This is a genomic window from Pseudomonas zeae, assembly GCF_014268485.2.
In the GTDB taxonomy this organism is placed as follows: Bacteria; Pseudomonadota; Gammaproteobacteria; order Pseudomonadales; family Pseudomonadaceae; genus Aquipseudomonas; species Aquipseudomonas neuropathica.
Genome location: NZ_CP077090.1, coordinates 4,435,212 through 4,449,506, shown reverse-complemented (window position 1 = coordinate 4,449,506; position 14,295 = coordinate 4,435,212). Strand labels below are relative to the sequence as shown.

12 protein-coding genes are annotated in these 14,295 nt (G+C 60.7%); all 12 read left to right on the top strand.

The features are described 5' to 3' along the window. The first annotated feature begins 35 nt into the window (after positions 1-35). The 12 genes from HU754_RS19545 (at position 36) to purF (ending at position 14,281) form a co-directional block, all read left to right on the top strand. Complete coding sequence (locus HU754_RS19545) at positions 36-803, top strand: class I SAM-dependent methyltransferase (protein ID WP_180698909.1); 768 nt, start codon at positions 36-38, stop codon at positions 801-803. Positions 804-857: 54 nt separating this feature from the next. Then, on the top strand, positions 858-1,940 hold the full coding sequence (gene leuB / locus HU754_RS19540; protein WP_038363640.1) for a 3-isopropylmalate dehydrogenase: 1,083 nt from the start codon (positions 858-860) through the stop codon (positions 1,938-1,940). A gap of 66 nt (positions 1,941-2,006) precedes the next feature. Then, the gene (asd, locus tag HU754_RS19535; RefSeq protein WP_007913448.1) at positions 2,007-3,119 is read left to right on the top strand and encodes an aspartate-semialdehyde dehydrogenase; all 1,113 of its coding nucleotides are present in this window, start codon (positions 2,007-2,009) and stop codon (positions 3,117-3,119) included. Positions 3,120-3,368: 249 nt separating this feature from the next. Then, positions 3,369-4,379 carry an aspartate-semialdehyde dehydrogenase gene (locus tag HU754_RS19530; RefSeq protein WP_186624655.1) on the top strand — a complete coding sequence of 337 codons (1,011 nt, stop codon included), beginning with the start codon at positions 3,369-3,371 and terminating at the stop codon, positions 4,377-4,379. A 208-nt stretch (positions 4,380-4,587) separates the two neighbouring features. After that, complete coding sequence (locus HU754_RS19525; protein ID WP_186624654.1) at positions 4,588-7,227, top strand: motility hub landmark protein FimV; 2,640 nt, start codon at positions 4,588-4,590, stop codon at positions 7,225-7,227. Between the two features lie 269 nt (positions 7,228-7,496). Then, entirely contained in the window at positions 7,497-8,321 is an 825-nt protein-coding gene (gene truA, locus HU754_RS19520) for a tRNA pseudouridine(38-40) synthase TruA (protein ID WP_034152768.1), read from the top strand. Between the two features lie 65 nt (positions 8,322-8,386). Beyond that, positions 8,387-9,013 (top strand): phosphoribosylanthranilate isomerase, encoded by a 627-nt coding sequence (locus HU754_RS19515; RefSeq protein ID WP_186624653.1) that lies wholly within the window; start codon positions 8,387-8,389, stop codon positions 9,011-9,013. A 203-nt stretch (positions 9,014-9,216) separates the two neighbouring features. Then, complete coding sequence (gene accD, locus HU754_RS19510) at positions 9,217-10,137, top strand: acetyl-CoA carboxylase, carboxyltransferase subunit beta (RefSeq protein WP_007913458.1); 921 nt, start codon at positions 9,217-9,219, stop codon at positions 10,135-10,137. Beyond that, on the top strand, positions 10,134-11,441 hold the full coding sequence (folC, locus tag HU754_RS19505; protein WP_186624652.1) for a bifunctional tetrahydrofolate synthase/dihydrofolate synthase: 1,308 nt from the start codon (positions 10,134-10,136) through the stop codon (positions 11,439-11,441). Before accD ends, folC begins: the two co-directional genes overlap by 4 nt. Continuing rightward, a complete protein-coding gene (locus tag HU754_RS19500; RefSeq protein WP_093432096.1) occupies positions 11,425-12,075 on the top strand; it encodes an SPOR domain-containing protein in 651 nt (216 codons plus the stop codon). Before folC ends, HU754_RS19500 begins: the two co-directional genes overlap by 17 nt. A gap of 98 nt (positions 12,076-12,173) precedes the next feature. Continuing rightward, complete coding sequence (locus tag HU754_RS19495) at positions 12,174-12,734, top strand: CvpA family protein (RefSeq protein WP_007913461.1); 561 nt, start codon at positions 12,174-12,176, stop codon at positions 12,732-12,734. 41 nt (positions 12,735-12,775) lie between these two features. Continuing rightward, a complete protein-coding gene (purF, locus tag HU754_RS19490; RefSeq protein WP_016984539.1) occupies positions 12,776-14,281 on the top strand; it encodes an amidophosphoribosyltransferase in 1,506 nt (501 codons plus the stop codon). The last annotated feature ends 14 nt before the right edge of the window (positions 14,282-14,295 follow it).

Sequence of the window (14,295 nt, the reverse complement as noted above, 5' to 3'; positions counted from 1 at the left end):
GGCAATAAAAGGCTAAAACCCAGAAGGATGTGACCATGACCAGCACCGCCCAGCACACTCAGGTCGTACAAAAGCAATTCGGTGAACAGGCCGCCGCCTACCTGAGCAGCGCCGTTCACGCTCAAGGCACCGAGTTCGCCCTGCTACAGGCTGAGCTGAAAGGGCAGGGCAGCGCCCGGGTGCTGGATCTGGGCTGCGGCGCCGGTCACGTCAGTTTTCACGTGGCACCGCTGGTCAGGGAAGTGGTCGCCTACGACCTGTCGCAGCAAATGCTCGACGTGGTCGCCGCCGCTGCCGTTGATCGCGGCATAAGCAACATTGCCACGGTCAACGGCGCCGCCGAGCGTCTGCCGTTTGCCGATGGCGAGTTCGACTTCGTGTTCAGCCGTTATTCGGCGCATCACTGGAGCGATCTCGGCGTGGCCCTGCGCGAAGTGCGTCGGGTGTTGAAGCCGGACGGTGTGGCGGCGTTCGTTGATGTGTTGTCACCGGGCAGTCCGTTGTTCGACACTTACCTGCAAAGCGTCGAGGTGCTGCGTGACACCAGTCATGTGCGCGATTATTCCGCCGCCGAATGGCTGCGTCAGGTCAGCGAGGCCGGTTTGCATGTAAGCAGTACCACGCGTCAGCGCCTGCGTCTGGAGTACACCAGTTGGGTTGAACGCATGCGCACGCCTGAAGTGATGCGCGCCGCGATCCGCCAGTTGCAGCAGTCGATGGGCCAAGAAGTGCGTGAATATTTTGAGATTGATGCCGACGGCTCGTTCAGTACAGATGTAATCGTATTGATGGCTGAGCGATAAGAATTTTTCCGGGCGCGCCTAAGTTGGCGCACCGACTGAAGACACGAGGAAAGCATGAGCAAGCAGATTCTGATTCTCCCAGGTGACGGTATTGGTCCGGAAATCATGGCCGAAGCGGTCAAGGTGCTGGAGTTGGCCAACGACAAATACAGCCTGGGCTTCGAGCTGAGCCATGACGTGATCGGTGGCGCCGCCATCGACAAGCACGGCGTGCCGCTGGCCGATGAAACCCTCGACCGTGCCCGCGCTGCTGACGCCGTGTTGCTGGGCGCCGTTGGCGGCCCGAAATGGGACACCATCGAGCGTGACATCCGCCCTGAGCGTGGCCTGCTGAAAATCCGTGCGCAACTGGGCCTGTTCGGCAACCTGCGTCCGGCGATTCTGTACCCGCAACTGGCCGATGCTTCGAGCCTGAAGCCGGAAATCGTTGCTGGCCTGGACATCCTCATCGTCCGTGAACTGACCGGCGGCATCTACTTCGGTGCGCCACGCGGCACCCGTACCCTGGAAAACGGCGAGCGTCAGTCCTACGACACGCTGCCATACAGCGAAAGCGAAATCCGCCGCATCGCCCGTGTCGGCTTCGACATGGCCATGGTCCGTGGCAAAAAGCTCTGCTCGGTGGACAAGGCCAACGTGCTGGCGTCCAGCCAACTGTGGCGTGAAGTGGTCGAGCAAGTGGCCAAGGATTACCCGGAAGTCGAACTGAGCCACATGTACGTCGACAACGCCGCCATGCAACTGGTGCGCGCGCCGAAGCAGTTCGACGTGATCGTCACCGACAACATGTTCGGCGACATCCTCTCCGACGAAGCGTCGATGCTCACCGGCTCCATCGGCATGCTGCCGTCGGCCTCGCTGGATTCCAACAACAAGGGCATGTACGAGCCTTGCCACGGTTCAGCCCCGGACATCGCTGGCAAAGGCATCGCCAACCCGTTGGCGACCATTCTGTCGGTGTCAATGATGCTGCGTTACAGCTTCAATCTGCACGACGCGGCCGATGCTATCGAAAAAGCTGTCAGCGTTGTCCTTGATCAAGGGTTGCGTACTGGCGACATCTATTCGGCCGGTTGCAGCAAAGTCGGTACGCAGGAAATGGGCGACGCAGTAGTCGCCGCGCTGCGGAATCTGTAATCTCTCGGGCCCGCTGCGAAATTCAATACAAAGCAGCGGCCCACTTTTCAAGAAGGTGTAGTTGCGATGAAACGTGTAGGTCTGATCGGTTGGCGCGGGATGGTCGGTTCCGTGCTCATGCAGCGGATGCTGGAAGAGCAGGATTTCGATCTAATCGAGCCGGTGTTTTTCACCACGTCCAACGTCGGTGGCCAAGGCCCGTCCGTGGGCAAGGACATTGCTCCGCTCAAGGATGCTTACAGCATTGACGAGCTGAAGACCCTCGACGTGATCCTGACCTGCCAGGGCGGCGACTACACCAGCGAAGTGTTCCCCAAGCTGCGCGAAGCCGGCTGGCAGGGTTACTGGATCGACGCGGCCTCGAGCCTGCGCATGAACGATGACGCGGTGATCATTCTCGATCCGGTCAACCGCAAGGTCATCGACCAGCAGCTCGACGCGGGCACCAAGAACTACATCGGCGGCAACTGCACCGTCAGCCTGATGCTGATGGGCCTGGGCGGTCTGTTCGAAGCCGGTCTGGTTGAGTGGATGAGCGCCATGACCTATCAGGCGGCCTCGGGTGCCGGCGCGCAGAACATGCGTGAACTGATCAAGCAAATGGGCGCGACCCACGCCGCTGTCGCCGATCAACTGGCTGATCCGGCCAGCGCGATCCTCGACATCGACCGTCGCGTGGCCGATGCCATGCGCAGCGAAGCGTACCCGACCGAAAACTTCGGCGTACCGCTGGCCGGTAGCCTGATCCCGTGGATCGACAAGGAACTGCCGAACGGCCAGAGCCGCGAAGAGTGGAAGGCCCAGGCCGAGACCAACAAGATCCTCGGCCGCTTCAAGAGCCCGATCCCGGTCGATGGCATCTGCGTGCGCATCGGTGCCATGCGTTGCCACAGCCAGGCGCTGACCATCAAGCTGAACAAAGACGTGCCGATCGCCGACATCGAAGGGCTGATCAGCCAGCACAACCCTTGGGTCAAACTGGTGCCAAACCAGCGCGAGATCAGCATGCAGGAGCTGAGCCCGACCAAGGTTACCGGCACCCTGAATGTGCCGGTGGGTCGTCTGCGCAAGCTGAACATGGGTTCGCAGTTCGTCGGTGCCTTCACCGTCGGCGACCAATTGCTGTGGGGCGCGGCCGAACCGCTGCGTCGCATGCTGCGGATTTTGCTTGAGCGTTGATTGCTTGAAGTAATGAAAGAACTCGTGCCTTGAAAGAGGTGCGGGTTTTTTTATGCCTTGGATTTCTCGGTTGCCTAGTCTGGCCCCTTCGCGAGCAGGCTCGCTCCCACAGGGGGAATGCATTTCAAAGGTGGGAGCGAGCCTGCTCGCGAAGAGGCCGGTCCAGACACCGCAAATCCCGCAGAAATTGCCTGTGCGCCAGTCACCCGGTAAAGTGCCGCTCCCCCCGTTTCGCCAGAGGCTCGCACCATGACCCAGACCCTAGATATTGCCGTGATCGGCGCCACCGGTACTGTCGGCGAAACCCTCGTACAGATTCTCGAAGAGCGCGACTTCCCGGTCGGCACCCTGCACCTGCTGGCGAGCAGCGAATCCGCCGGCAGCTCGGTGCTGTACCGCAACAAGAACGTGCGCGTTCGCGAAGTCGACGAGTTCGATTTCAGCAAGGTCAAACTGGTGTTTTTCGCCGCAGGCCCGGCGATTACCCTGAGCTACGCCGCCCGTGCCCACGCCGCCGGTTGCTCGCTGATCGACTTGTCCGGCGCGCTGCCGGCCGATCAGGCGCCGCAAGTAGTACCCGAAGCCAACGCCGAAGTGCTCGCTGGTTTGAAAGCGCCGTTTCAGATCAGCAGCCCAAGCCCGTCGGCCACTTCGCTCGCCGTGGTATTGGCGCCAGTGCTTGATCTGCTTGACCTGCAATATGTCAACGTCACCGCCAATCTGGCCGTTTCCGCCCAGGGGCGCGAGGCCGTGACCGAGCTGGCGCGGCAGACCGCCGAGCTGCTGAACATGCGTCCATTGGAGCCGACGTTCTTTGATCGGCAGATGGCCTTCAACCTGTTGGCTCAGGTCGGCACGCCCGACGCGCAGGGCCATACGCTGCTGGAAAAACGTCTGGTGCGCGAGTTGCGTCAGGTGCTGGCCAAGCCTTTATTAAAGATTTCCGCAACTTGCGTTCAAGCCCCGGTGTTTTTTGGCGATAGCCTTAGCGTGACCTTGCAGTCAACGTCGGCTGTCGACCTGGCAAAAGTCAACGCTGCACTCGAAGATGCGCCGGGTATCGAGCTGGTCGAGGCCGGTGATTACCCGACTGCAGTCGGTGATGCGGTAGGGCAGGACGTTGTCTATGTCGGTCGCGTGCGCAGCGGTGTCGACGATCCGGCGGAACTAAATCTGTGGCTGACGTCAGATAACGTACGCAAAGGCGCGGCCCTTAACGCTGTGCAGGTGGCTGAATTGTTGATAAAAGACCTGCTGTAAAAGATACTTGGCAACAATTTGTCGACTGATTCTAGGTGAGCGCTATGCTTGCCCAGATCGCTTGATAACGTGTCACCCTCCGGGACTTTCCGGGGCATCAAAGAAATGATCGCGCGCGACATCTGTCGTCGTCGCGCGCAATGCCTTACGGCAGCGGTATTCAACATCTTCTCGCTGGCCGAGGAACGTTCAAACAAAGGATGAGGCTATGGTTCAAGTTCGCAAACTGGTGTTAGCAATAGCGGCCGCCTCGGCGCTGTCCTCCGGTATGGCGCATGCCCTCGGGCTCGGGGAGCTGACCCTGAAGTCGACCCTGAACCAGCCGCTGGTGGCTGAGATCGAGCTGCTCGACGTCAAGGATCTCACTGCTGCCGAAGTGGTGCCGAGCCTGGCTTCACCTGAAGATTTTGCCAAGGCCGGCGTCGACCGCCAGGCCTTCCTCAACGATCTGACCTTTACCCCGGTGCTCAACGCCAGCGGCAAAAGCGTGCTGCGCGTAACGTCGAGCAAGCCGCTGTCGGAGCCGATGGTCAAATTCCTCGTGCAGGTGATGTGGCCGAACGGCCGTCTGCTGCGCGATTACAGCGTGCTGCTGGATCCGTCGAAGTTCTCGCCACAGACCGCTGACGCCGCCGCACAGCCAGCGCCGTCGCAGACCATCGCCGCGCCGACCACTGGCGCCACGCACCCGACGCAATACACCACCACGCCGCGCGATACCCTGTGGGAAATCGCCGCGAAGGCGCGTACCGGCGGCTCGGTGCAGCAGACCATGCTCGCTATTCAAGCGCTGAACCCGGATGCATTCATCGGTGGCAACATCAACCGCCTGAAAACCGGCCAGGTGTTGCGTCTGCCGGATGCGGTGCAAAGCACGGCATTGCCGCAGTCGAAAGCGATTGCCGAAGTCGCTGCGCAGAACGAAGCCTGGCGTCAGGGTCGTCGTTATGTGGCCAAACCGGGCACTGGTCAGCAGCAGCTCGATGCCACCAACCGTGGTCGCGGTAACACCGGTGCAGCACAGAACGCCCAGGACAATCTGAGCCTGGTCTCCGCTGAGAGCGCCAAGGCGCGCGGCAAAGGCCCGGCAGGTGATGCCAAGGCACTGAGCAACAAGCTCGCGGTCACTCAGGAAAGCCTCGACACGACCCGTCGTGACAACGAGGAACTGAAAAGCCGCATGTCCGATCTGCAGAGTCAGCTGGACAAGCTGCAAAAGCTGATCGAGCTGAAGAACAATCAGTTGGCAAAACTGCAAGCTGAAGGTGCGGGCACTGCGCCGGCCACCAATCCTGCCGCACCGGCGGTGCCTGCAATCACGGCTGAGCTCGCCGCCACCCCGCCAGCTACTCCGGCAGACGCAGCGCCGACGCCAGAGTCCGCCATTGCACCACCGGCTGAAACGCCAGTCGTCGAGCCAGTGGTTACGCCGAAACCGGTGGTCGAAGACGAGAAAACCTTTAACGAACTGCTGACCAACCCGATTCTGCTGGGGCTGGTGGGCGGCGGTGCTGTGGTTCTGCTGCTCCTGTTGTTGCTGCTGGCGCGCCGCCGCAAAGCACAGCAAGAGGCCGAAAAACACATGCGCATGGCCCGCGCGCTGTCGGAAGAGCAAGAGTTCTCCGCCGAACAGGATCTGCCGGAAAGCAGCTTCGAAGGTCTGGAAACCCCGGCGGCGAGCGTCAAGCTCAACACTCCGGCACCTGCACCCGTAGTGGCTCCGGTAGTCGCCCCGATCGTGATGGCTGAGCCGATTGCCGCGCCGCTGGTAGCTCCCGCCGCCGAGCGATCCGATGACGTGCTCGACAAGGCGCAGTCGCATATCAACGCCGGTCGCCTGAATCAGGCTGCCGCGCTGCTCGAAGAGGGCGTCAGCCTGGAGCCGCAGCGCAGTGATCTGCGTCTGAAGCTGATGGAAGTCTACGGTCAGCAGGGCGACCGCGACGCGTTCGTCGGTCAGGAGCGTCAGCTGGTGGCCAACGGCGACAACTTCGCCAAGGTCGAAGAACTGAAAAGCCGCTTCCCGGCCATGGCCGTCGTCGCTGCCAGTGGTCTGGCCGCTGCCGCCGTGGCTGCCGAGCTGGACGCGCAATACGTCAAGGATCTGCTGCTCGATGAGCCTGAAGCACCGGCGCCAGCGCCAGTGGAAGACGACCTCGACAGCGCGTTTGATCTGAGCCTGGACGATCTCGACAACATCACGCCGGTAGAGCCTGCGCCGGTGGTTGAGCCTGAAGCGCCGGTCGAGCTGGATGAATTCCCGGCGGACGACGACCTGAGCTTCGAATCGGTGCTGCAACAGCAGACCGACATCAAAGAGAATCTGGATGATCTGTCGGACTTCGACCTCGATCTGGACCTCGGTGCCGAGCCGGCAGCTCCAGCGGTTGATCTGGCGGACGATGACTTCCTGCTGGACCTGGACGAAGGCGTGAAGGATCTGCCGCCGGTCGAGGCGCCAGTGGTGGCTGACGTGCCACAAGATGATCTGGAACTGCCGGCCGATTTCGATCTGTCGCTGGCCGACGAAATGGACAGCAATCCAGCGGCGGAACCGGATGCGTTCGCGGCTGAGCTGGATGACGTCAACGCCGAGCTGGATCGCCTGTCACAAAGCATCGCCGAACCGACCTTCACCGAAGCCGATGCAATGAAGGGTGATGATCTGGGCGAAGATGATTTCGACTTCCTCGCCGGCACCGACGAAGCGGCGACCAAGCTCGATCTGGCTCAGGCCTACATCGACATGGGCGACAGCGATGGTGCGCGCGACATCCTCAACGAAGTGTTGACCGAGGGTGACGAGAAGCAACGTGGCGAGGCCAAGGACATGCTCTCGAGCTTGTAGTAAGGCCAGCGGTAAACGAAAGCGGCAGCCCATTGAGGCTGCCGTTTTTGTTTGTGCCGGATTCAGTGGTGTCTGAATGATTGCTATCGCGAGCAGGCTCACTCCTACATTTGGAATGCGTTCCCCTGTAGGAGTGAGCCTGCTCGCGATAGGGCCGGAACTGCCAATAGAGAACTCTGGTATCCCTGAACGACAGCCTTATAATGCCCGCCTTTGCACAAACAGCAGGCTGTCCCACCTTGGCAAACATAGATAACCCGGTCGCCGAAATGGCCCCCGACGGCTTTTACCGCGTCGCGCTGGGCGTTGAGTACAAAGGCTCGCGCTACAGCGGCTGGCAGCGTCAGTTGACGGGTGTGGCGACGGTGCAGGAAGAACTCGAAAAAGCGCTGTCGAAAGTCGCCAATTCACCGGTTTCGCTGCAGTGCGCCGGACGTACCGACGCCGGCGTGCATGCCTGCGGGCAAGTGGTGCACTTTGATACGACCGTCGATCGTTCGCTGAAAGCCTGGGTCATGGGCGCCAATATCAATCTGCCTCACGACATCAGTGTCAGTTGGGCGCGGGTGATGCCGGCGCATTTTCATGCGCGCTTCAAAGCCATCGCCCGGCGTTATCGCTACGTGATCTACAACGATCAGATTCGGCCGGCGCATCTCAACGAAGAAATCACCTGGAACCACCGCCCGCTGGACGTCGAGCGCATGGCTGAAGCTGCGCAGTACCTGATCGGTACTCACGATTTCAGTGCGTTCCGCGCTGGCCAGTGCCAGGCCAAGTCGCCGATCAAGAAGATGCATCACCTGCGCGTGACCCGTCACGGCAAGATGATCGTGCTCGATATTCGCGCCAATGCGTTCCTGCATCATATGGTGCGCAATATCGCTGGCGTGTTGATGACCATTGGTGCCGGCGAGCGCCCGGTCGAGTGGATGAAGGAAGTACTGGAAAGTCGCGAGCGCCGTTCCGGTGGCGTTACGGCGCATCCGTACGGCTTGTATCTGGTGCAGGTCGAGTACCACGACGAATTCCCGTTGCCCGAGCGTTTTATCGGGCCACATTTCCTTACGGGTTTCTCCGAACTTGACGGCTGACGCCCTCGAACGCTTTTGTTACCATCCGGGACTTTCCCGGATTTTACCTCGGAGTTTTTCTCGATATGCCAGCCGTTCGCAGCAAGATCTGCGGGATTACCCGCATAGAAGATGCGCTGGCCGCCGTTGAGGCCGGGGCGGATGCGATCGGGTTCGTGTTCTATGCCAAGAGTCCGCGTGCGGTCACGGTGCAGCAGGCGCGAGCGATTATTCAGGCATTGCCGCCGTTCGTGACCACCGTGGGCCTGTTCGTCAACGCCAGCCGCTGCGAGTTGGGGGAAATCCTCGATGCCGTGCCGCTGGATCTGTTGCAGTTCCATGGTGATGAAGTCGCGGAAGATTGCGAAGGCTGGCATCGCCCGTACATCAAGGCGTTGCGGGTCAAGGCGGGTGATGATATTGCCGCAGCGGTGGATGCCTATCCGAGCGCCAGCGGTGTACTGCTCGACGCTTATGTCGAAGGCGTACCGGGCGGAACCGGCGAGGCCTTCGACTGGTCATTGATTCCGCAAGGTTTGAGCAAACCGTTGATTCTCGCGGGTGGTTTGACCCCAGAGAACGTCACAGACGCCGTGGCTCGGGTAAAGCCGTACGCGGTAGATGTCAGCGGTGGGGTAGAGGTGAGCAAAGGCATCAAGGATCACGCAAAGATTCGCGCGTTCATCAACGCGGTACGCAAAGCGCCATATTGATGTGACGGCTGGCAGTCTGCCGCCGTCCATCAATGCACTTGCACAAAGCAGGCGCGGCTGAGGGTTTCTGGATCGCACGCAGGTCATGTTTCGCGCTGACCGTGGCTTTCCACCACCATCGCCACACACATGAATTTAGCTGAAGGGCATACGCGGGGCTGCGAACCAGAGCGTTCGGGCCGCCGGTACTGGAGAAAGAAAGCATGAGCAACTGGTTAGTAGACAAACTGATCCCTTCGATCATGCGTTCCGAGGTCAAGAAGAGCTCGGTCCCTGAAGGTCTGTGGCACAAATGCCCGTCTTGCGAGGCGGTGCTGTATCGTCCGGAGCTGGAAAAGACCCTGGACGTTTGCCCTAAATGCAACCATCACATGCGCATCGGCGCGCGTGCACGCATCGACATCTTCCTCGATGCTGAAGGTCGCAACGAACTGGGCGCCGATCTGGAGCCGGTTGACCGTCTGAAATTCCGCGACGGCAAGAAGTACAAGGATCGCCTGACCGCTGCCCAGAAGCAGACTGGCGAAAAAGACGCGCTGATCTCCGTCAGCGGCACCTTGCTGGGCATGCCAGTGGTGGTTTCGGCCTTTGAATTCGCCTTCATGGGCGGTTCCATGGGCGCCATCGTCGGTGAGCGCTTCGTTCGCGCCGCCAACTACGCGCTGGAAAACCGCTGCCCGATGATCTGCTTTGCCGCCTCCGGTGGTGCGCGCATGCAGGAAGCGCTGATCTCGCTGATGCAGATGGCCAAGACCTCGGCAGTGCTGGCGCGTCTGCGTGAAGAAGGCATTCCGTTCATCTCCGTGCTGACCGACCCGGTCTACGGCGGTGTTTCGGCGAGTCTGGCGATGCTTGGCGACGTGATCGTCGGTGAGCCGAAAGCCCTGATCGGCTTCGCTGGTCCGCGCGTTATCGAACAAACCGTGCGTGAGAAACTGCCGGAAGGCTTCCAGCGCAGCGAGTTCCTGCTGGAACACGGCGCGATCGACATGATCATCCACCGTCAGGAACTGCGCCCGCGTCTGGGTAACCTGCTGGCACAAATGACTGGCAAGCCGACGCCGAAATTCGTCGCCGCGCCAATCGAGCCGATCGTGGTTCCACCGGTCCCTGCTGGCCTATGACCGAGCGCCCCCTTGGTGAATGGCTCGCCTACCTTGAGCAGTTGCATCCTTCGGCCATCGACATGGGCCTGGAGCGTTCACAACAGGTAGCGTCCCGCATGGGGCTGGGCCAGCCGGCGCCTCGGGTGATCACGGTCACCGGCACCAACGGCAAGGGTTCGACCTGCGCATTCGTGGCTTCATTGCTGCGGGCGCAGGGTCTGAGCGTTGGTGTCTACAATTCTCCGCACCTGCTGCGTTACAACGAGCGGGTGCAGCTCAATGGCGTCGAAGCCACTGACGCGCAGCTGTGCGAAGCCTTCGCAGCAGTCGAGGCCGGCCGCGGCGACACTTCCCTGACTTACTTCGAAATGGGCACCCTCGCGGCGTTCTGGCTGTTTCAGCAGGCCGGGCTGGATGCGGTGGTGCTGGAAGTCGGGCTGGGCGGGCGGCTGGACACGGTCAACGTGGTCGATGCCGATATCGCGCTGGTTACCAGTATTGGCGTCGATCACGCCGATTATCTGGGCGACACCCGCGAATCCGTGGCTTTCGAGAAGGCCGGGATCTTCCGCCAGGGCAAGCCAGCCCTGTGCGGCGATCTGAATCCTCCGCAGCCGTTGCTCGATAAAGTGCGTGAGCTGGCCTGTCCGTTCTTCCTGCGTGGGCGTGATTTTGACCTCGGTATCACCGATCAGCACTGGCAGTGGCGCGGCACCGACGCGCGGGGTCAGGTTGTCGAATTGCGTGACTTGCCGCTGCTTGATCTGCCGATGGAGAACGCCGCGTTGGCGTTGCAGGCGTACTTGCTGCTCGGTTTGCCGTGGAATGCGCAGCAGATTGTCGCGGCCTTGCAGGCGACTCGTGTGGTCGGTCGACTGGATCGCCGCTCGTTCGATTGGAACGGCAAGCGTCTGAACCTGTTGCTGGATGTCGGGCATAACCCGCATGCCGCCGAGTATCTGGCTCGTCGTCTGGCCTCGCGACCACCGGTCGGCAAGCGCCTGGCGGTGTTTGGTCTGTTGGCCGACAAGGATCTGGATGGTGTTGTCAGCGAATTGAATGCTAGTGTCGAGCATTGGGCGGTGGCGCCGCTGGATTCTCCGCGTGCCCGTCCGGTGGCTGAATTAAACGCTGCATTGCAGAACCTTGGTGCGTCGGTCACGTCTTACGACAGTGTCGCCGCTGCGCTGGAAGGGCAGTGCGCAGTAGCCACCAGTGACGACGAGATTCTGTTGTTCGGATCATTTTATTGTGTCGCCGAGGCCCTTGAATGGCTGGCCCGGCGCTCCACGGAGGAAGCGGCAAATGGCTTTGCTGGATAAAGCGTACAAGCAGCGCATGGTTGGCGCTTTGGTGCTGGTCGCGCTGGCAGTGATTTTCCTGCCGATGCTGTTTTCCCGTCAGGACGAGCAACGTCAGGTGACCGTCGAAGCACCCGCCGCGCCGCAAGCGCCTGTCGTGCCGCAAGTGCAGATGGAGACGGTGGCTGTTCCCGAGCCGCAAGCCTTGCCGCAAGAGCCGGTGCCGACTGATGAAGAAGTCGCCGAAGACACAGCGCCTGCTGCGCCCGTCGCCGCGACGCCGACGGCTCCCATCATGATCACCAAGCCTGTTGCGCCGCCGGCGGTGGCCAAGCCGATTCCGGCGCCTGCTCAGCCGATCACTGCGTCCTCGACCAAGCCGGACACCACGCAAAGCCGCGTCGATGCCAATGGCCTGTCGGTGAGCTGGTCGGTGCAGTTGGCCAGTCTGTCGAGTCGCGCCAGTGCAGAGAGTTTGCAGAAAACCCTGCGCAGCCAAGGCTACAACGCCTATATCCGTTCGGCCGATGGCAAGAATCGGGTGTTTGTCGGTCCGCTGATCGAGCGTGCCGAAGCCGATCGTCTGCGTGATCTGTTGGGTCGTCAGCAGAACCTCAAGGGCTTTGTCGTGCGCTTCCAGCCCGAGCGTGGTTAAAAACTATCGCCTCGATTGAAATGCACTGACAATCGCAGCTTACCGAGAGGCATGCGCTCTGCTAAAATGCGCCGCCTTATCCGTCTGTAGGCTGCACTGTGCCATTTACCTGGGTTGACTGGGCGATCGTTGCAATCATCGCCATCTCCGCTTTGATCAGTTTGAGCCGCGGCTTCGTCAAGGAAGCATTATCGCTGGTGACCTGGATCATCGCAGGAGTCGTCGCCTGGATGTTCGGTGGCTCATTGTCCGAGTACCTCGCCGGATACATCGAAACCCCATCGGCTCGCGTGATCGCGGGCTGTGCCATCATGTTTGTCGCCACACTGATCGTGGGCGCAATGATCAATTATCTTATCGGCGAGTTGGTTCGCGTCACCGGGTTGTCCGGGACCGATCGATTCCTCGGCATGGCCTTCGGCGCAGCGCGTGGCGTGTTGCTGGTGGTCGTGGCGGTCGGGCTGTTGAGCCTGGGGCCGGTACAGCAGGACGGGTGGTGGAAAGAATCACAGCTCGTACCAAAATTTCTATTGGTCGCTGATTGGTCCAAAAACCTGATTCTCGGGTGGAGCAGTCAGTGGCTTGCCAGCGGAATCAGCGTACCCGCTGATATTCCGTTCAAGGAGCAACTCTTGCCGTCGGCGAAAACGCCTCAGTGAGTGTTGTTCAGTTCAGATCCATTAAGTAGGGGTTGCGTCGCATGTGTGGCATCGTCGGTATCGTCGGTAAGTCGAACGTCAATCAGGCGCTGTATGACGCGCTAACCGTGCTCCAGCACCGCGGCCAGGACGCTGCCGGTATCGTGACCAGCCATGATGGCCGGTTGTTCCTGCGCAAGGACAATGGCCTGGTGCGTGACGTGTTTCAACAGCGTCACATGCAGCGTCTGGTCGGCCACATGGGGATCGGCCACGTCCGTTACCCGACCGCGGGTAGCTCGACTTCGGCCGAAGCCCAACCGTTTTACGTCAACTCGCCTTACGGCATCACTCTGGCGCACAACGGTAACCTGACCAACGTTGAGCAGTTGGCCAAAGAGATCTACGAATCCGATCTGCGTCACGTCAACACCAGTTCCGACTCGGAAGTGCTGCTCAACGTGTTCGCTCACGAGCTGGCCCAGCGCGGCAAGCTGCAACCGACCGAAGAAGACGTGTTTGCCGCCGTGACCGACGTGCACAACCGTTGTGTTGGCGGTTACGCCGTTGTGGCGATGGTCACCGGTTATGGCATCGTCGGTTTCCGTGACCCGCACGGCATTCGTCCGATCGTGTTCGGTCAGCGTCACACTGACGAAGGCGTTGAATACATGATCGCCTCCGAAAGCGTTTCGCTGGACGTGCTCGGTTTCACCCTGATTCGCGACCTGGCGCCGGGCGAAGCGGTCTACATCACTGAGGACGGCAAGCTGCACACCCGTCAGTGCGCGACCAATCCGTCCCTGACCCCGTGCATTTTCGAACACGTCTACCTGGCGCGTCCGGACTCGATCATCGACGGCGTGTCGGTCTACAAGGCTCGCCTGCGCATGGGTGAGAAACTCGCCGAGAAGATCCTGCGCGAGCGTCCAGAGCATGACATCGATGTGGTTATCCCGATTCCGGACACCAGCCGTACCGCGGCGCTGGAGCTGGCCAACCACCTGGGCGTGAAATTCCGCGAAGGTTTCGTCAAGAACCGTTACATCGGTCGTACCTTCATCATGCCGGGCCAGGCGGCTCGCAAGAAGTCGGTTCGCCAGAAGCTCAACGCCATCGAGCTGGAATTCCGCGGCAAGAACGTGATGCTGGTCGACGACTCGATCGTGCGCGGCACCACGTGCAAGCAGATCATCCAGATGGCCCGCGAAGCCGGCGCGAAAAACGTCTACTTCTGCTCGGCAGCGCCAGCGGTACGCTTCCCGAACGTTTATGGCATCGACATGCCAAGCGCGCACGAACTGATCGCACACAACCGTTCGACTCAGGACGTGGCGGATCTGATCGGCGCTGACTGGCTGATCTATCAGGACCTGCCTGACTTGATCGAAGCGGTTGGCGGCGGCAAGATCAAGATCGAGAATTTCGATTGCGCGGTGTTCGACGGCAAGTATGTTACCGGTGACGTCGACGAGGCTTACCTGGACAAGATCGAGCAGGCACGCAACGATGCCTCGAAGGTCAAGACCCAGGCGGTCAGTGCGATCATCGATCTGTACAACAACTGAGTTATCACCGGCCC